This window comes from Maribacter aestuarii (assembly GCF_027474845.2).
In the GTDB taxonomy this organism is placed as follows: Bacteria; Bacteroidota; Bacteroidia; order Flavobacteriales; family Flavobacteriaceae; genus Maribacter; species Maribacter aestuarii.
Genome location: NZ_CP107031.2, coordinates 1,749,612 through 1,770,635, shown reverse-complemented (window position 1 = coordinate 1,770,635; position 21,024 = coordinate 1,749,612). Strand labels below are relative to the sequence as shown.

At 43.5% G+C, this 21,024-nt stretch carries 4 protein-coding genes, 2 tRNA genes and 1 pseudogene; 2 read left to right on the top strand and 5 right to left on the bottom strand.

What is annotated here, in order from left to right:
* The first annotated feature begins 38 nt into the window (after positions 1 to 38).
* Positions 39 to 1,204, top strand: a pseudogene (locus N8A89_RS08000) (DNA polymerase III subunit).
* Between the two features lie 40 nt (positions 1,205 to 1,244).
* A complete protein-coding gene (locus N8A89_RS07995; protein WP_281541786.1) occupies positions 1,245 to 1,643 on the top strand; it encodes a DoxX family protein in 399 nt (132 codons plus the stop codon).
* A gap of 202 nt (positions 1,644 to 1,845) precedes the next feature.
* Here N8A89_RS07995 and N8A89_RS07990 read toward each other — a convergent pair.
* From N8A89_RS07990 to N8A89_RS07970, 5 genes are all read right to left on the bottom strand, one after another.
* Positions 1,846 to 1,916 (bottom strand) — tRNA-Cys (locus tag N8A89_RS07990).
* A gap of 107 nt (positions 1,917 to 2,023) precedes the next feature.
* A tRNA-Ala gene (locus N8A89_RS07985) sits at positions 2,024 to 2,095 on the bottom strand.
* Between the two features lie 49 nt (positions 2,096 to 2,144).
* Positions 2,145 to 2,507 carry a dihydroneopterin aldolase gene (folB, locus tag N8A89_RS07980; protein WP_289645292.1) on the bottom strand — a complete coding sequence of 121 codons (363 nt, stop codon included), beginning with the start codon at positions 2,505 to 2,507 and terminating at the stop codon, positions 2,145 to 2,147.
* Between the two features lie 44 nt (positions 2,508 to 2,551).
* Positions 2,552 to 3,496, bottom strand: coding sequence for a PorP/SprF family type IX secretion system membrane protein (locus N8A89_RS07975; protein ID WP_281541785.1), 945 nt, complete (start codon positions 3,494 to 3,496; stop codon positions 2,552 to 2,554).
* A gap of 20 nt (positions 3,497 to 3,516) precedes the next feature.
* Positions 3,517 to 20,709 (bottom strand): T9SS type B sorting domain-containing protein, encoded by a 17,193-nt coding sequence (locus N8A89_RS07970; protein ID WP_289645289.1) that lies wholly within the window; start codon positions 20,707 to 20,709, stop codon positions 3,517 to 3,519.
* Positions 20,710 to 21,024: the final 315 nt, after the last annotated feature.

The following is a 21,024-nucleotide window of genomic DNA, read 5'->3' as shown; positions in this document are numbered from 1 at the left end:
CAACCCCAAAACGGCTCAAAAAAACTATATTTGAATACATGTTGTTCAGCGATATCTTAGGGCTTCCCCATATTAAAAAACATTTGACCTCTAGTGCCGACGCCGGAAGGATACCGCATGCACAATTGTTCGTAGGGCCAGAAGGTTGTGGCCTGTTACCCATGGCTTTAGCCTATTCGCAATATGTGGTTTGCAACAATCAGGATGGGGAGAATGAAAATGGTAGTATCGCATGCAATCTAAAGTTCAATTCCTTTTCCCATCCAGATGTTCACTTTGCCTTTCCAGTTTCAAATTCGGATAAAGTAAAATCACATGCCGTAAGCAATCATTATATGCAAGAATGGCGGCAATTTATGACCGAGCAGCCTTACGGTAATCTGTTCGATTGGTACAGACTCATAGAAATAGAAAAAAAGCAAGGGCAGATTGGCGTAGACGAGGCGCTTGATATTGTTAAAAAGCTCTCTTTGAAGTCCTATGAAGGCGGCTATAAGGTTATGTTAATATGGATGGCTGAAAAAATGAATACCTCGGCCGCGAACAAGCTTTTAAAGCTCATTGAAGAACCACCCGAAAAAACAGTATTTCTTTTGCTGTGTGAGGATGAAGAACAAATCATACAAACCATAAGGTCTAGATGTCAGATATTACATTTTCCGCCCCTGCCGGAAGACGCCATTGCGGCTGCCTTACTTAAAAAGGAGGTTCCAAACAAGAGGCGCAACGCATTGCCCACGAGGCCAACGGGAATTTTAACAAGGCCCTGGATTTGCTCAATAACGATTCCGAAGACTTGGTTTTTGAAAAATGGTTCGTGCAATGGGTACGTAGCGCATTCAAGGCCAAGGGCAATAAGGGAGCCATTCATGAGCTCATTCTTTGGAGTGATGAGCTTGCAAAAACAGGTAGAGAAACGCAAAAAAAATTCTTGGACTATTGTATAATGGTGATGAGACAGGCCTTGCTGATCAATTATGGAGCAGAAGAGTTGGCCTATATGAAAATTCATGCGGACGGGTTTAAACTAAAGAATTTTGCCCCTTTTGTCCATGAAAATAATATTCTAGCAATTACAGAGGAATTGGAAACTGCTATATATCACATAGAACGTAATGGAAACGCGAAAATAGTTTTTACGGACTTATCCATAAAGCTAACCCGCCTTCTTCACAAAAAGACCAGTACTATAGTAACAGGATAAAAAACATGGCCTAATCTGAACCTCTACTAAAAAACCTTATATGGAAACCCTTCTGAAAAACGCAACCGAAATTCTACTCCTCCTTTTTTTGATAATAACCTTCTTGCAAAGTGGTATAGACAAGGTATATGATTGGCAAGGGAATTTAGGATGGCTCAAAGGGCATTTTGCAGAAACCCCATTAAAGGGGCTGGTTCCTTTGTTATTGGGTATTGTTATGTTAGTGGAAATTATTTCTGGGATATTATGCCTAATCGGTATATATCAACTCCTGATATTAGATGATGGAACCATGGCATTTTATGGCGCTATTCTGTCTTGTTTAGCCCTTCTAATGTTGCTTTTTGGGCAGCGGATGGCCAAGGATTACGAGGGAGCCAAAACTATCGCTGTTTACTTTGTTCCTGCTATTTTTCTGGTATTTCTATTACAGGTTTAAGTATAGAACAATTAAAATCTTCAAAGTAGCTGTAGGGCTCCTTGGGTTTTGAAATATTTGGCGTAGGACTTCTATGCTTTATTTCTAATCATAGCCGTTGTGAAATTAAATCCTACTAAAAGATACAGTTTACCCCTAACCACCCAAGGAGCCAGAATAAATAGCCTAAAAAAGAAAAACCTTCCGCTATGGAAGGTTTTTGAGGCATCGAGCGGATTCGAACCGCTGTACAAGCTTTTGCAGAGCTGCGCCTAGCCACTCGGCCACGATGCCGTTTTATCGACGTCAAAAATAAGCATTAATTTAATCCTAGGAAGAATTGTGGGTTAAGAATAACTATCCCTTTTTAATTTTATCGCAGATTATAAATAGGTACTTAGAGGCATCGGGTGGACTCGAACCACCATAAAGGTCCTTGCGAGACCTCGTCTATCCAATTCGACCACAATGCCTTATTTATCCTGCAAAGATAAAATGAAGTTGAACTCTAGCAAATGTATATTAGCTTATTCTATTAAATTTTAGACAAACGGTTACTTTCTCCACGTCGCCGCCAATAGGGGGGTTTATTTTAGACACATAGATTTTGATTTTATTTACAAGATCAATTTCTGTAAATATACGGTCACTTATTCGCTTTGCCACATGTTCTAAGAGTTTGGAGGGTGTCGCCATCTCTTGTTTGACGATTTTATTGATATGAACATAGTCTACCGTATCCGACAATTTATCTGAGTTGGAGGCTTTTTTTAAATCGGCGCTTACAGTAACGTTGACGGAATAGTAGCTTCCAATCCTTGTTTCCTCGTTAAGACAACCGTGATAGGCGTAAATTCTGATGTTTTCAACCCGGACTGTTCCCATGTACCTGTTAAAGTTTGGGCAAACTTAAAATAAAGAAATGGGATTTAATAGGTACACCTACAATTACTGATGCCTTGAAACAGGTCCACACCCAAAGTCACCACATGCGTACCGGAACTATAACCTAAAATCTCGTTAAGAATAATCTGATAGGAATAGCCAAAATAGAAATTACTTTTCTTTAAACCGGCTATAGGAGCTATGTACAATGGATCTCCTATTTGGTCGTTCAAAAAACGATAAGTCACGCCCGCATAGTAGTAGTCCTCAAAATCGTACCATCTGAACTTTACATTCAAATCTGTAACTGATCGGCCATCACTTTCAAAAAGCTGAAAGAAGATTGATGGTTCTATCTCCAGGTTACTGCTCTTGCTTTTAGTATACCTGTAGCCTGTATACAAATAGTAGTTTCTAAGCCTGTTCGGCTCAAATATGGGGTTGAAAGCAGAAAGGTCCTTGTCCAACAAGTTGGATGCATTTGCACTAATGTAGAATTTATCATACCTGTACAGTACGCCCACGTCAAAGTTATGGTTTGTGGTCGCCCTGTCATCAGTTACACTAGGGTCAAGTGCATCAAAATTCTCAATGTCTATACGAAACTGGTTGAAGTTGTACGAGATACCAAAAGAAAGGAACTCGTCATCATATCTGTCTAAAGTCAGGTGGTGCGCAAAGGAAACCCTTGCCCCTCTTTGTTTCGTCTCACCGTTACTATCATTATATAAAAGTGCACCAAGACCAGATTTTTCACCTATCCGCATATCAGCCGCTAAAGACTGTGTATCCGGCGCGTCCTTGATACCCACCCATTGGGTAAGACCATTAATCCTAATTTTCACATGGTCTCCAATACCGGCATAGGTTGGCGACATTACAAAAGGGTTATCCGCAAGGTATTGCGAGAGCTGCGGAATCGTAAGCTCCTGACCTCTTAGGGCGAAGGCACTTATCAAAAAGGCCAAGGTCATTAGTCTATTACGCATAGTTTTTTTAGGTTAAGTTCTTATCTGTACAGTGTAAAATGCCCTACGAATTCTCGATCGTCCTCAGCTCCGTTTAACTGAATCACATACCAGTAGTCTCCCGTAGGCAATTCGTTGCCTGCATATTTACCGTCCCAGCCCTGCGAATCAAAGGATTGTTCGGATACCACTCTACCATAACGATCAAATATTTTTATTAGTATTTCCGGGAACTGTTCCATGTTCCTTGGTATCCAGAAATCGTTCTGTCCATCACCATCAGGTGTAAAGAAGTTAGGGATTTCTATATCAATGAATTCCATGAAAATACTTGCCGCCGCTTCACAACCATTCTCATCTACTACGATTACCTCATAGGTATCCGTTCTTGTAATGTAGAAGGTGTTGTCATCCTCATTGTTTCTGCCGTCAAAGTAGAACGTGTAACCTTCTCTACCTCCTTCTGCAATCGCCGTAATCTCATTGAGATTTCTTTGTTCCAATATAAGCGTCAGTGGCTCGAAAGCTTCAATAGTAAAGTCTACGGTCTGTATACAGCCATTGGCATGAGCTATGGCAATAAAATGATTGCCGGGAGCTATATTTCGGAAATCCGGATTTAACTGCATAGCCGATGAGTCGGTAGAATCCAATGCATACAACACATCTCCAATGACTGATGGGTCCTCCAAAGTAATGTTTACATAATTGTCCGGAATATTTCCAGAGCACTCGTAAACAGGTTCAACAACTGCATTAAGGTTTACGCCTGATTCTATGTCAACAACGACATTTATCTCACAACCGTTAGCATCCCTTATGAATATCAAATAGTTTCCCGCGGCCATATCCATAAAGTCTACCCTGTCCTGTACAAAATCCGCATCATCGTTGGAATTTAAAGCAGTACTATACGGGGCAGTCCCTCCGGAAATATTCAAGGAGATTGTTGCGTCTTGACTATCAACACAGATTTCAGGTGTAGTCGTGGCATCTACCATAAGCATGGTCGGCTCTGTAATTGTATATTCCAGGTACTCGAAACAACCATTTTGATCTTGGGCAATAACAGTGTAGTCTCCAGGCGCCAAATCTGTAAATGTATTAATTGTATCAAACTGATTTAGGTTAGGAGATATCGCATACTGATATCCACCAGCACCACCAGATAAGGTTACGGTAATACTACCGTTCTCCTCCCCTGCACATGTGATGTTCACAATATCTTCTGTATAACTTAAAGGAGTAGGCTCAAGTATAACTACTTCTTCCGGTGTTGTTACACAATCCTCGCTAGTTACCGATACATAATAGGTTCCTGCAGGTAGGTTTCTGAACTCTCCAAAAGGTTGGGGCCCGGATATTCTCGAGGCAATTGACAAGGAAGCGTCTGTAAATAACTCGTATTGATAATTTCCAAGTCCACCATCTGCCTCCGCGTAAATTATCGCGGTACTTTCTCCTGTACAGTTGATAAATGCCGCACTATTATCCACGACCAAAGTCAATGGAACTATTGGGTCCTCTGTAATTGCATTGGAAACTACAGCCTCACATCCGTTAACCGCATCCCTCACAAAATATTGATACGTACCCGCTGGGAAAGTTCCTGTAGCTGGCAATCCAATCGGGTTGCTTGTCATTGGAAGGAACGTAACATTATCTGTACTATATTCGTATGTGCCGCTTCCTCCCGTTGCCGATAACTCAAATTCCACTCCTGTGGCACAGGTTAATGGGTCGGTTCTAATTAGTAGGGCCTCGACCAAGGTCGGCTCCCTAACTTCAACGGTATTGGTCGTTACGTCGCAGTTCCAACCATCCGATACAGTTATACTGTAGATACCAGCGCCAAGATCATTAAAGTCTGGACTTAGCTGTTGTCCGGTGGTAAATGTTATCGTGGTACCCGAAGGGTCATAATAATTCAATTGGTACTCATACGAACCGCTTCCTCCTCCCGTAACATTTGCTGAAACCATTGCTCCATTATCTCCGTAGCAAGCCAAATCGGTTACTAGAGGAGTCGCATCAGCTACAATGGGAGTGGCCGGATTCAATACTTCGGTATCATTATAAACACAACCGGAAGCATCGGTAACGGTGATATCGAAATTACCTGCTGAAAGTCCATTGAAGGAAATCGCTTGAACATCTGTAGCACTGTAGGTCTGACCAGTGGTCGTATTTGTCATATCGATGTCGTATGGGGCGTAGCCGCCACTTGGATCAATTCGAATTTCACCTTGGTCGTCCGTACATGTGGGTTCTGCCAAAACGTCGACTACAGCCGTAAGCGGCATATCAGGCGATGAAATTGTTACTGTGTTTGAATCTTCCGAACAGAATGGAACGGCAGTCTCCGTAATTCGCACGTAATAGTTTCCTCCAGATAGCCCTCCAATTGGTCTTGGGTTCACAGAAGTATCGGTATTTACTAATCCACCAACTATGTTGCCGGTACTATCAAACACTTGATAGCTGTACGTACCCGTATATCCTGTAATATTAACTTCCAATGCTCCGTTACCATCTCCAAAGCAAGTTACCGGTGTTGTAGCGGTTGCGACAACATCAATAAAGTTGAAAGGAGCTATTTCGTAAGGTGCCGTATCTACATAGCATCCCGTATCTACATCAGTAACCCTAAACGTGTAGTTTCCTACGGCAATCAAGTCATACGTTGCCGTTGTGGCTGTTACTGCTGTTTGTGTTCCAAAAGGATTCCCAATTGGCAACAGCTCAAAAGTATAGTTATGTGGGTTTCCGTCATCAGTGACGGTAACTAAAACTTCTTCTGGGTTTATACAGGATATTGCTACATTTTGAGTAACAATTGCGGTAAACGTGTTTAAAGGTGCAATGGTTTGTGTTGGTAATGGGAACGGACAACCGTTTTGGTCCCTTACAACAATATCATAATTACCCGCAATAGTGGTTTCGTAGGTAAAAACATTTCCTCCAGTTGGACGGAAGGTTCCTCCATTTACACTGTAGAAATAGTTTGGTGTTCCTGTACCCGAACTAATCGTTACTTCAATAGTTGCTGTTTGAGTGCTGTTATCTACATCACAAGACAATTGTGTAATGTTGGTAACCGCAGCATCTAAGGCAAGTGGTTCTTCAATGATTATTTGATCCGTAGCAATACAGTTTCTATTAGATGTGACTGTTATATCATACGTTGCGGCAGGTAGACCAGTAAATAATCGCGTATTTTGGGTAAATGTGTTTGTCCCATCTGTAATTTCATACACGTAGGGTGGGTTATCATTTACCCCTACACTTGTTGGAGCCAAGTTAATTGTGATACTTCCGTCTGAAAGTCCAGCACAAGAGACATCCGTTTTATCCGTAGCCAATAAAGTTACAGGTGTCGGTTCTTCCAATGAAACTGGTGCATCTGCAAAACAGTTTGGTGTCCCTAATGTATTGTCGGTTACTCTAACTATATAATTTCCAAAAGCTACACCCAAAAACTGATTTCCTGTAGGTACAAGCCCAGTATCGGATAAATCTGATCGCAATAATTGAACAGTTGATGCTCCTGAACCTCCAGTAATTGAAAAGTCAATTATACCATCATTGGTAATACAGCTTGGCTGTGCATTTACTGATGCGCTAATCTGTAATTCAGGTTCAATGGTTATGTTCTCGGTCTCCCCGCATCCGTTGGCGTCCACGATGGCTATCGTGTGCGCGCCCGATGACAGGTTGGACACCGTTACTACGTCGCCCGCGGAAACCCACCCAGGGGCGGACTGCGGGGAACCGCCGTCGACACTGATCCGGTAAGGGCCGACTCCGGCTACGTCCATCGTAACCTCCACCTGGTACGTACCCTCGGAAACACACTCGTCGACTATCGACAAGGATATGGCCGGGGTAGGGTCCATGGCTATGGTGACCGCCAATGGCGCTCCTATGATACAACCGTTACTGTCCCGTACATAGATGTCCCAGTTAAGGTTCACCGATGGGTCCAGTTCTATCGTACTGTCAAAGGTAAAGGCGCCGGGAACTCCCGCTCCGCTCTGTGACGCACCGTACGTATATGCCGGTGTTCCCCCGTTCGCAAGAACAGTTACCACCGCATCGGATACGTTACAGTTCGCGTTCACCACATCCACCAAGGTAAGTGCCAATGGCTCTGGGGCATCTATCGTAACCGTGTTCGTTACCGCCGTACATTCTGGGTAGGCGGTTGCCGTAATTGCCACCGTATAGGTGCCTGCGCCGAATGTACTTGGTACAGTGAACACATATGGGTCTGCCGTGGCATTGTCCGTAATAGTGGCGGTTACCGCAGTACCCGAACCATCACGTACCTCATATTCGAACGTTCCAACATAGCCCGTTACCGTAACCTCAATCGTACCGTCGGTACTATCGCTACAGGTAGCGTCATTCGTTGCGGTCGCAACGGCATCGATAAGGTCGTATGGCGCCACGTTGTGCTCCACGGTCACCGAACAGTTCGTTGTCGTGTCCGTTATCTCGTATACATAGTTGCCAGGTGCGGTGATCACTATATTGGTCGGGTCCGCTACCACATTGCCACTAGGTAATTGTGTATAGGTATAGTTCCCTGAGCCGTTGGATGCTACGATCTCTATGATCTCTTCTCCATTGGTACAGTCTATTATCTGCAATTGGTTTATTACCGCGGTTACCTCCTGCATCACGGGGACCGGTACCGATACGGTATCCTGGCATCCGTTGCTGTCCTCCACCACTACATTGACCGCAGCGGAACCATAGGCCGCCTGGTACGTGTTGTCTGTACCAAAGTTGGCGCCATTGTCAAAACTATATAGGTATGGGCCGGTTCCCGATGGGTTGCCCGTTCCGTCATTGTCTATCGTTACCGTTATCGTACTTGCCGTATCGTCACAGGTATATGCCGATGCACTGGCGGAAATCGCCAATAAACTTGGCTCTTCTACGTCTATGGACATTGTATCCTCACATCCCTTGTCGGAGATAACCGTAACATTATAGGTGTCCGCAACCAAGCCAGTGAACACGTTCGTTGGCTGTGTAGTGGTCCCGCCGTCAAGACTATATAAGTACGGCGTATCTATATTGCCCGGGTCCAAGGTTACCGTAATCGTGCCGTCGTTGCCGCCGAAACAGCTAACGTCAGTGGCCGACAAGGTAAAGGTAGGCAACTCAGGTGCCGGTAGGGTGATAGTTACAGGGACCATACAGTTCGTTGACGTGTCCTCTACCTCGAAGGTATAGGAAACAGAATGTGTCAAGCCCGAAAATACACCGGTTCCATTGGAAGGTCCCGCAGGACTTGTCTGCGTAAAGGTATACACTCCGGATCCGCCATTGGCGCTGACCGTTACCTCGCCCGTATTGGCAGGGTCACAGTTCTCGTCGGAGCTCACAACCGCAAGGGCCGTCAACGGTGGGAATATCGTTATGTTCTCGGTCTCCCCGCATCCGTTGGCGTCCACGATGGCTATCGTGTGCGCGCCCGATGACAGGTTGGACACCGTTACTACGTCGCCCGCGGAAACCCACCCAGGGGCGGACTGCGGGGAACCGCCGTCGACACTGATCCGGTAAGGGCCGACTCCGGCTACGTCCATCGTAACCTCCACCTGGTACGTACCCTCGGAAACACACTCGTCGACTATCGACAAGGATATGGCCGGGGTAGGGTCCATGGCTATGGTGACCGCCAATGGCGCTCCTATGATACAACCGTTACTGTCCCGTACATAGATGTCCCAGTTAAGGTTCACCGATGGGTCCAGTTCTATCGTACTGTCAAAGGTAAAGGCGCCGGGAACTCCCGCTCCGCTCTGTGACGCACCGTACGTATATGCCGGTGTTCCCCCGTTCGCAAGAACAGTTACCACCGCATCGGATACGTTACAGTTCGCGTTCACCACATCCACCAAGGTAAGTGCCAATGGCTCTGGGGCATCTATCGTAACCGTGTTCGTTACCGCCGTACATTCTGGGTAGGCGGTTGCCGTAATTGCCACCGTATAGGTGCCTGCGCCGAATGTACTTGGTACAGTGAACACATATGGGTCTGCCGTGGCATTGTCCGTAATAGTGGCGGTTACCGCAGTACCCGAACCATCACGTACCTCATATTCGAACGTTCCAACATAGCCCGTTACCGTAACCTCAATCGTACCGTCGGTACTATCGCTACAGGTAGCGTCATTCGTTGCGGTCGCAACGGCATCGATAAGGTCGTATGGCGCCACGTTGTGCTCCACGGTCACCGAACAGTTCGTTGTCGTGTCCGTTATCTCGTATACATAGTTGCCAGGTGCGGTGATCACTATATTGGTCGGGTCCGCTACCACATTGCCACTAGGTAATTGTGTATAGGTATAGTTCCCTGAGCCGTTGGATGCTACGATCTCTATGATCTCTTCTCCATTGGTACAGTCTATTATCTGCAATTGGTTTATTACCGCGGTTACCTCCTGCATCACGGGGACCGGTACCGATACGGTATCCTGGCATCCGTTGCTGTCCTCCACCACTACATTGACCGCAGCGGAACCATAGGCCGCCTGGTACGTGTTGTCTGTACCAAAGTTGGCGCCATTGTCAAAACTATATAGGTATGGGCCGGTTCCCGATGGGTTGCCCGTTCCGTCATTGTCTATCGTTACCGTTATCGTACTTGCCGTATCGTCACAGGTATATGCCGATGCACTGGCGGAAATCGCCAATAAACTTGGCTCTTCTACGTCTATGGACATTGTATCCTCACATCCCTTGTCGGAGATAACCGTAACATTATAGGTGTCCGCAACCAAGCCAGTGAACACGTTCGTTGGCTGTGTAGTGGTCCCGCCGTCAAGACTATATAAGTACGGCGTATCTATATTGCCCGGGTCCAAGGTTACCGTAATCGTGCCGTCGTTGCCGCCGAAACAGCTAACGTCAGTGGCCGACAAGGTAAAGGTAGGCAACTCAGGTGCCGGTAGGGTGATAGTTACAGGGACCATACAGTTCGTTGACGTGTCCTCTACCTCGAAGGTATAGGAAACAGAATGTGTCAAGCCCGAAAATACACCGGTTCCATTGGAAGGTCCCGCAGGACTTGTCTGCGTAAAGGTATACACTCCGGATCCGCCATTGGCGCTGACCGTTACCTCGCCCGTATTGGCAGGGTCACAGTTCTCGTCGGAGCTCACAACCGCAAGGGCCGTCAACGGTGGGAATATCGTTATGTTCTCGGTCTCCCCGCATCCGTTGGCGTCCACGATGGCTATCGTGTGCGCGCCCGATGACAGGTTGGACACCGTTACTACGTCGCCCGCGGAAACCCACCCAGGGGCGGACTGCGGGGAACCGCCGTCGACACTGATCCGGTAAGGGCCGACTCCGGCTACGTCCATCGTAACCTCCACCTGGTACGTACCCTCGGAAACACACTCGTCGACTATCGACAAGGATATGGCGGGAATTGGATCTTCAGTTATAGTTACTTGTAATACCGGGGAAATACATAAGTTAGCATCTTGCGCATATATATCCCAATCCAAACTAACCGAAGGATCCAATGTAAACGTTTGTCCTTCTGGGAATGAACTAGGTACAGGTGATCCATTTGCAACATAAGCATAGGTATATGGTGCTGTTCCACCACTAGCCCGTACCGTTACTTCACTGTCTGAAAAGCAATTAGCATTTGTACTGCTAATTAAACTTAGCACTGTTGCAGAAGGTTCCGTTATTCTAAAAGTGGTGGTGGTAGTACAGGAAGGAGCGGATGCCTCTCTAACCAATAAAACATAATCCCCTGGTGGGATTTGGTTTACCGTCAAACTCTGAGGGCCTCCAGCCGGACCTGGACCAATATTTCCTGAATAGGTGCCCGTGCCAGTAACACTTGTATTTGTTATGGCGTTTAAAATTTCCCAATCTATATTGGTAACACTGGCATCATAATTATCCACAGTGAAGTTAATTGTTCCATCATCGGAACCAAAACATGAGATATTGGTAAAAGTATCTACAACAGCTGATATGGTAGACAATGGCGGAATAACCACTTCTTGATAACTCGTACATAGGTTAACGTTGTCCGTCGCCTCTATGATATATGTTTGTCCTGGATTAAGTCCGTTAAACGTTGCCTCTTCCGATGTTGGGCCTGTGGAAACCTCGGTATTTGGAAGAGTTCCAATATCAAAGATTTGAAAACTATAGTCTCCAGAACCACCTGAGGCCGTAATAATGGCCGTACCACCTGTTGGGCAGTCTGGTGGTGGAATATTTGATGTTAACGTCAAATACGGGTTAGATCTTACCCTCACGGAACCTAAATCGCTCTCGCATCCATTCCCATCAATAATTCGTACGTAATAATCACCAAAATCGACACCGTCAAAAGAATGCGTTGTACTAGCAGAAATGGCCGGGTTCGGATCTCCACTATCAAGTACTACGATATTATTGGCACTATCATAAAGAGTATAGGTGAAATTAGCAAAACCTCCTTGCGTAATAGTTACATCTATTCCTCCTAGAACATTACCTCCTCCGGGAACATTACTACAGGTAACATCCCTTGAGGTCATGGAAGAAAGTATCTGTAACGGTTCGTTTACAACGGCATTTCCGTTAAATTCACAACCTTTATTATCCCTTACGATATATGGGTAGTTACCAGCAGCCAAACCGGAATAGGTTGTAGTTAAAGAAAAAGCACTCCCATTAAAACTAATGGTATATGGCGCTAATCCAAAATTTTCATCAACATCTATAAAAACAGAACCATCTGCTCCCCCAAAACATGCAACATCAGTTACTAAAGGAGTCGCTTGAGGTATTACGGTAGGTTCAACAATTACTTCATTTGTCTCAATTGTACAACCTCTAGCATCCGTTATCAAAAATTGGTATGTACCTGCGGCACTTGCACCATTATAGTTAAATGTATTTCCTACAATTGGCGTTGTTGCTCCATAACCACCACCATTAAATTGAACTTGATAGGTAGCATACGGGAGGTAACCACTAGCAATGGTCACATCGATAATGGCATTTCCTGTACACAACAAATCTTGGGTCAAAACGGCATTTGCCGTTAATTGCGGCTCAATAGTTTCTGTTATCGTATTGGATGTACAGCCAAAGGCATCTGTAACTACAATGTTATATGTGTTTGGAGTAAGGTTCGCAACTGTAAACTGACTGCCAGTAATTATGTTTTGGCCACCTCCGTTAATGCTATATGAATAGGGAGCTACACCATCTGTAATGTCAATGGTCAACGAAGCTTGGTCTGTGCTATCATAACAAAAATCAGAGGTTCCTAAAGCTATGGACGGTGTTTCGGCAGGGTCTAAAGTTATAGGCTTGTCTACAATACATCCGTTTAGATCCCTAACATAAATAGTATACGTGCCGGCAGGAACGTTGGAGAACACATTGTTGCCATTATAGGCATAAACAATTGCAGGGCCGACAGTGTTTTCCAATTGGTACTCGTAACTTCCCCAGCCACCAGTTGCAGTGACTGTAATCTCGGCATTTTCTATACATGAAACCGGTGTGTTGGTAAACGTAAAATCTAAAGCAACAGCTGGCTCAGAAATTAATGCCGAAGTGGACACATCGCAATTTGTAGTATCATCTACTACATTAACGACGTAGGAGTCCGCAGCTAAACCGGGAACAGAGATTGGTGTTGTAGTATTGATATTATTTGCAGATTGAATAGGATTACCTAAACTATCTTCTACTGTATAACTGTACGTACTCACAAAATCAGAGACTGTAAATACAAATTCCCCATCAGTGTCCCCAACACAGGTTACGTTACTAACTAATTGATACAAAACACTAACCTGAGGTATTGGGTTTATGGTATAATCTTCATCTACAAAACAGTCTTTGGCATCGGTTACCCTAAAAGTGTATGTGCCCGGTGCCAAGCCTGTAAATACATTGTTATTTGAATTATTAGTAGCACTTGCAGCTGGTGCAATAATTTCATAGGTAAAAGGTCCGTTTCCATCTGTGACAGTAACCGTTACATCACTTACTATTGCAGGGCAAGTTGGTGCAGTCTGGATAAATGAAAGATCGGTAGGTTCGTTTAATGGATCTATTACCTCAATACTTGCTGCCGTACAAAGGTTCGCGTCCCTTACAGTTATTGTATATGTTCCATCAGTTAAACCAGTGAAATCTGTAGTGCCGACAAAATTAACACCATCTATGCTGTACTCGAATGGGCCAGTACCTCCATTTACATTTGTTACGCTTATAGTGGCAGAGCCTGTTGTACAATCATAATCTGTAGTGATACCAGTCGTAAGTATTAAAGCATTAGGCTCACTAACTACGGCTGTACCGTTGGTTACACATCCTTTACTATCTGTAATTGTATAGTTATAAGAACCAGCTGCTAAGTCAGTGTATATTTCTTGTGCTGATGGTGCACTACCATCAAAGATAATACTATAAGGCACCGAACCGCCAGATATGTTTAAGTCCACTACTCCATTAGTATCTCCATTACATCTTACATCGGTAATAATAGGAAGGCTTGCAGGTGGTAAAGCGGGTGTTACAATAACTTCATTTGTTTCAATTGTACAGCCTCTAGCATCCGTTATCAAAAATTGGTATGTCCCTGCGGCACTTGCACCATTATAGGTGAATGTATTTCCTACAATTGGTGTTGTTGCTCCATAACCACCACCATTAAATTGAACTTGATAGGTAGCATAAGGCGTATATCCATTAGCAATGGTCACATCGATAATGGCATTTCCTGTACACAAAAGATCCTGGGTTAAAACGGCATTTGCCGTTAATTGAGGTTCTATGGTCTCTGTAATCACATTCGAAATACAACCATAAGCATCCGTCACCTGAATATTGTACGTGTTTGGAGTAAGGTTGGAAACCGTAAACTGATTTCCAACAATAGCATTTTGACCTCCGCTGTTAATGCTATACGAATATGGCGCCACCCCATCTGTAATGTCAATGGTCAACGAAGCTTGGTCTATACTGTCATAACAAAAATCTGAAGTTGCCAAAGCTAATGTTGGCGCAACAGCAGGTGTAATAGTTATTGGTCGTGTAACGATGCACCCATTGGCATCCCTTACATAAATATTGTAAGTGCCTGATGGAACATTCGTAAACTCGTTATTGTTGCTATAAGCGTACACAATTGCGGGGCCAACAGTATTTTCCAATTCGTATTCATAGTTACCCCAACCACCCGTTGCCGTAACCGTTATTGTAGCATTTTCAATACATGTAGCCGGTGAGTTGGTAAAGGTGAAATCTAAAATTGCCGAAGGCTCAGCAATTACAGGGTTAATTGTTGTACTACAGTTTGTTGTATCGTCTATAACATTAACCACATACGTATCTGCAGCCAATCCAGGTACTGAAATAGGTGTTGTTATACTAATAGTAGTTGCTGACTGAATAGGATTACCTAGACTATCTTCAACCGTATAACTATACGTGCTTACAAAATCAGTCACCGTAAACGTAAATTCACCATCACTGTCCCCAACACAAGTTACATTGCTTACTATTTGAGAAACAGCCGTAACCTGATCAATAGGTGCTATAGTATAATCCTCCTCAATAAAACATCCTTTATCATCAGTTACCCTGAAGGTGTAAGTACCTACAGCCAATGCATTGAACACATTGGAATTTCCGTTGTTGACAGCATCCCCTGCAGGGGCAACAATTTCATATATAAAATTTGGATTGCCATCGGTAACTGTAACCGTTACATCACTTGTTAATGCAGGGCAAGTAACTGCAGTCTGTGTAAATGAAAGATCGGTAGGTTCGTTTAATGGAGCAATAATTTCGTTGCTTGTTGCCGTACATAAGTTGGCATCTCTAACAGTAATTGTATAAGAACCATCCAAAAGACCTGTAAATGCAGTTGTTCCATCAAAATTAACACCATCAATACTGTACTCAAATGGACCTATACCACCGTTAACACTAATGACACTTATGGTTGCTGCACCTGTTGTACAATCATAATCCGTAGTGATATCGGTGCCAAGTACCAATGCATTTGGCTCACTAACTACGGCTGTACCGTTGGTTACACATCCTTTACTGTCTGTAATTGCATAGTTATAAGAACCAGCTGCTAAGTCAGTGTATATTTCTTGTGCTGATGGTACACTACCATCAAAGACAATGCTATAAGGTGCCAAACCACCAGATATGTTTAAGTCCACTACTCCATTAGTATCTCCATTACATCTTACATCGGTAATTATTGGAGTGCTGGTAGGTGGTAAAGCATCGCTTACAATAACTTCATTTGTTGTAATTGTACAAGATTCATTATCGGTTATTACAAACGCATATGTACCGGAAGTAGTAGTCGTATATGTAAACGGAATACTTGGGGCCGCTATATTTGCTTGAAAAGAAGTTCCGTTCAAAAAGACTTCGAAACTAAAGCTTGGGTTACCTCCTGCAATCGAAATTTCTATTTGGGCATCAGGTGATGCAGTACAATCTAAATCCTTTATTAAACTGGCTGAAGCACTCATGGTGGGAAAAACATCAATTGATGTTGTTGCCGTACAATTTTTACTGTCTATTACCTCAACAGTGTAACTTCCAGGACCTAAGCCTGTAAAGTCCGTTTGACTTTGATACGGGCCACCGTTCAAACGATATTGAAAAGGTGCTTCCCCTCCAGAAGTGACATTCGCCGTAAGAATTAATCCTGTTGTACTATCATAACACAAACTATTGGCAGTAACCTCCAAAACGGGTGCAACTGTTGGGTTTAGGTTAAAGGTCTGGGTTACTTCACAGCCTCCCGCATCACGAACTGTAACTGAATAATTTCCTGAAGTGTCTGTTAATCCTGTAAAAGAATTTGTGCTCTGTGGGCCAGTTACTGTCCCAGCAGGATCCTCTAATTCATATTCATATCCACCCCAGCCATCTGTAGCCGTAACAACTACAGAACCAGGTACGGTTCCAGAGCTAGAACATGTTAGGTCCGTAACATCCAAATCAGATATAAGGAGAGCTGCCGGAGGAGCCTCTACCGTTACAGATGCCGTATCAGTACAATTAGTGTTGTTGTCGGTTACCTCTATTGTATAGGTTCCGGCCGCAAGTCCGTTTAATGAAATACTGTTATTTGTTTGTGCCGAATCAGAAAAGGTCGCTGGACCTGTTACTGTATAATCGTACGTGCCGGAAAAATCGGCAACGGTATAGGTTATAGCGCCATCCGACAGACCAAAGCAAGTAACATTGTTATCTAAAATTCCCGTAGTGCTTATTCTATCCACTGGGGCAATTGTGAAATCCTCTTGGATAGCACACCCTTTGTTATCCGTAACCCTAAAAGTATACGTACCAGGGGCCAAAGCGGTAAACACGTTGGAATTGCCGTTGTTCACGGCATCCCCGGCGGGAGCTATAATCTCATATGTAAAAAGTGGGTTCCCGTCTACTACGGAAACTGTTACATCCGAGGTAAGATCAGGACAATTAGGTGCTGTTGCCGCAAAGGTTAGATCAGTTGGTTCATTGAGGGGGTCAATGGTGATGGGGTCGGTCGGAAAAGTACAGCCCGCAGCGTCCCTAACCGTTATAATGTAAGTCCCCTCGGTTAAGTTTTCAAAACGATTGGCATTTGGAGTAGTGTCCGGTATAAAATTGATGCCATCAATACTATATTCGTAGGGTGATGTACCGCCAGTAACACTTTGCGCTTCTATGATTGCCTCTTGTAAACAGGTGTAATCCTGAATCAAGACCGATGTCGCGTCCACCGCATTAGAAGGAGCAGCAATAGTATAGTTCTCTTCATAATCACAGGAAGAACTTCCTTTCCTTTGGTTGATTATAATGGAATAGTCTCCCGCTGGAAGGTTCGGGAAAAATCCTGAACTATTGGTCGCTAATTCCACGCCGTTCTCATCATAGAGAAAAAAGGTAAGCTGGTACCCATTGTCGTCTATTAGGTTAAATTGAATTGTACCACTTGAATCGCCAAAACAAGCAACATCAATAACCGAAGTAGGGTCGAATTCCGCAGCAGGCCTAAATTCTATACTAACCGTATTTGAAAAAGCAAAACAATTGTTTCGGTCTACGACTACAAATGTGTAATCCCCTGGATCTAGTATATCAAAAATTTGACTCGTCTGAAATTCGGAAGAAGGTATATCCTGTGGGGTCGCATAGGAAGTAACGTTTGTCCCTAACTCATCTACATATGACCAGATAGCGTAAGTATGCGGAGTTTGTCCACCTCCTGAATCCATTAAAATATTTCCTTCCCTACAGGTAATATGTTGAGAAACCCTGGCATCTAGCGTAAGGTCATTATTGTTCAATATCGTAACCTGTTCGGTATACGAACAACCATCGGCAGTTCTTGCGATTGCGATATAATTACCCGGGGATAAATCGGTAAACGTAAAGTTGTTGTCCGGTTGTGCAGTTTCATTGTCTATTAAGGTGCCGGCGCCACCGTTACTACCGTCGTCAAGTCTAATTTCATATTCATAATTTGCATCGGCATTATTAACTTGAATATTTATGGTCCCTAATGCAAAACAAGTTGCTGGAGTTACGTTGACCGCATAAGTTACGTCCCTCTCCAAAATTCCAATCACCGGAGTTGTAAAGACACAAGCGTTCGCTATGGGGTCACCATTTCCATCCAGTGGAGTAACTTCTACTCTATAAGCACCGTTTTCGCCAGAATTGAAATCAAAACTAGGTCCGTTATTGTCACTAAAAGGAACAATTATATTGTTGTTTGAATCATCTATAAGTTGGTACCCGTACCCGTTGCCCAGATTGGTAATGGAAATATTTCCGGGAGTAGCACAAACAATATCCCTATTGGTGTATTGAAGGTCCAAATTGTTTTGGAAACCGTTAAAATAAAATCGGCTTGTACATCCATTCTGATACGTGACGGAAAGACGATATTGACCCTCGGAATTTAAAATATAATTACTACCCGTTCCTACTTGGTTCCAAGTACAGGTAAGCGCTTTGTTGGCACAATCATCCCCTGATGGTGTACAACTACCCTCATCTAATTGCTCCCATACGATACTTTGTGCGTCTACGATGTTAACCTGAATCTGATGGGAGTCGTTTATTCCGCAAAGGAAAAGTTTTGGTAGTAAATCATTGTCAACACTACAGGAAACTATTTCTCCTGGAATGTCATTGGATGGGTCCGCATCGCCATTTACTTCATTAAAAAATTCGATAACCGGGTGAGGAAGGGTACCAGAGCCAAAAGGTTCAACAACAATAATCTCTTTAAAGCCTTTACAGGGGTCCGCAACGATTTTATCCACTATATAGGTTCCTATTGCATTCACTACTATAGTGCTCGGGTCATTATCCGGATCACCATCGTTTATAACGGTATCAACAGCATCAATATCATTATTTCCGTTGTTGTCCCTATACCAGATATACTCATCAAAACCATCACCAGCATTTAATATAGCACTGGCCCCACATAATTCTACAGTTCTGTTAAAGTTACAATCGGAAAGGTCGTCCAATAAAAAGTTGGTTGCACCCGGTACGGTAAATCCACACGAATTGAAATCGGTAACACTAGGGTCGTCCGTGACCATTGCGCTATTCTGAACGCCTTGATAAGTGCCATACGCCAAGTTTTCGATAAGGTCGGAACAGGCATTAATAAAATCAAAGCAATTTTCTGCCACTTGTACCCTCATTCTAATAGAATATTCAGGATCTTCATCCTGTACCAAATCGTCAGGAACCGTAAAAACCACTTCTCTAGTAGAAGGGTCATAAGTATATGTTACACCTGGGGGTAATGAAAAGTCAGTTGCATTAAAGAAGTTACGCCCGTCTGGGGGAGAAACATTTACTGGTAAGACGTCTCTTATGGTGTAATTGGTACCGTCATCATTGCCAATATTGTCAAAGGTGAGCACATAATCTAAGATTTGACCAAGGTTAACGCCTTGTCCAGTAATATCAACACCTCCTGGCGTATTTACACGTTTTTCCAATATAATGTTGGGTGCAATTATCTCCACATCAAATGAAGCGAAGAAGATATCATATTTATCCTGAGAAGAAAAAGCCCTTAAGTTGGCACTTGTTGCGTCATTAGGTATTGTCCTGTTATTGGTGTTCGGTATCTGGAACAAATCCACATCCCATCCGGATGTGTTTACACTATTCGGTGTCCTCGCTGTAAAGGGAGCGTCATTTATAGTGATGCTGGAGTTGAAAAAGTTATTTGCAGGGTTTTCCGTATTGAATAAAATTGGTGTGTCCACTCCATTTGCGTCTATCTCTAGTCCATCTCCTCCAATTCTATTATCACCTTCTAAAGCCGCTACTCCCATGTTTGCTATAACCGGGAAAGGAGCTGGTAGGGTAGTAAAACCATTAACGGGTATAGTAACCTCTTCACCTGATTTGATACCTGCGTATCCATCAAAAGTGGTTATGTATTTGCTTCCCGGTAGATTAGGGTTTTCGTATACAACGACCATGGACCATCCTCCAGATATACCTCCGGAAATACCACCGCCATTACTAGCCAATACATTGGCTACAAAATAATCTCCGTTAGGATTGGTCATGCCAGTTACAATAGAAGTAACATCGGCATACATGGCATAAGGACTGTAGTATCCAAAGTCTGCATCGCCGTCACCATCAAACAAAACCTCGTCAGCCGTAATATCCTGATAAGCACCACCTGGTACTCTAAACATAACTTGATCTATATTACTACGGTCTGGATTTACATAAACCGCAGACCAATAGAGTCCCGCATATCTTACCAGAGAACAATCTGGGTCTGGAATATTCAAGGTTGCACTACTCGAACTGAAGGTGGTATTGTCACCATCAATGTCAATGTATTGCATGTTGAGATTATCGTTGAACTGCGACTCACTACCTGTATAATCGTAAGGGTCATTAGGAGTTTGGTCTGGATAACAAATCCTATTTCTACGCCTTCCTGTACAATAAGCATCATATTCGGGTGCTACGATAGCATTCGCGATGAAAGTTAATTCTCCTCTTATATCCGCTTCGTAACGTACATCAAAGTCGTTTTTTACCTGTGAAAAAGCAGTAAACGTTGTAAAAAAGAAAATGCAGGCTAGAAAAAAGCCTTTTATAGTGAGTGGTTTCATTTGATCAGCAAGTTTGGCCCTATCTGAAAAAGTAAAATTCTTGGTCATAGTCGAGTATTGCGTTGGTATTCCTAAACAGTCCCTTTGTTGAAGTCCTGATTACGGAATTTTCCAATAACAAATATTAACCTTACTTTTTAGGTGCAGAATTATATGTTGTAGCCTAGCTCTTATATGTTGTGAAATGGCGTTTAATAAAGGTCAAATTTTTCAAAACCCCTGTGTTTTCAGTACCGACCGAGTGGTCGGTTTTTTTTCGGATACTTTTAAAAAGCTATCGTAAACAACAAAAAAGCCCAAAAACAGAGTTCTGTTTTTGGGCTTTTCTAGACCTTTTAGTCATCAAAAAAGAGTTAATTCTTT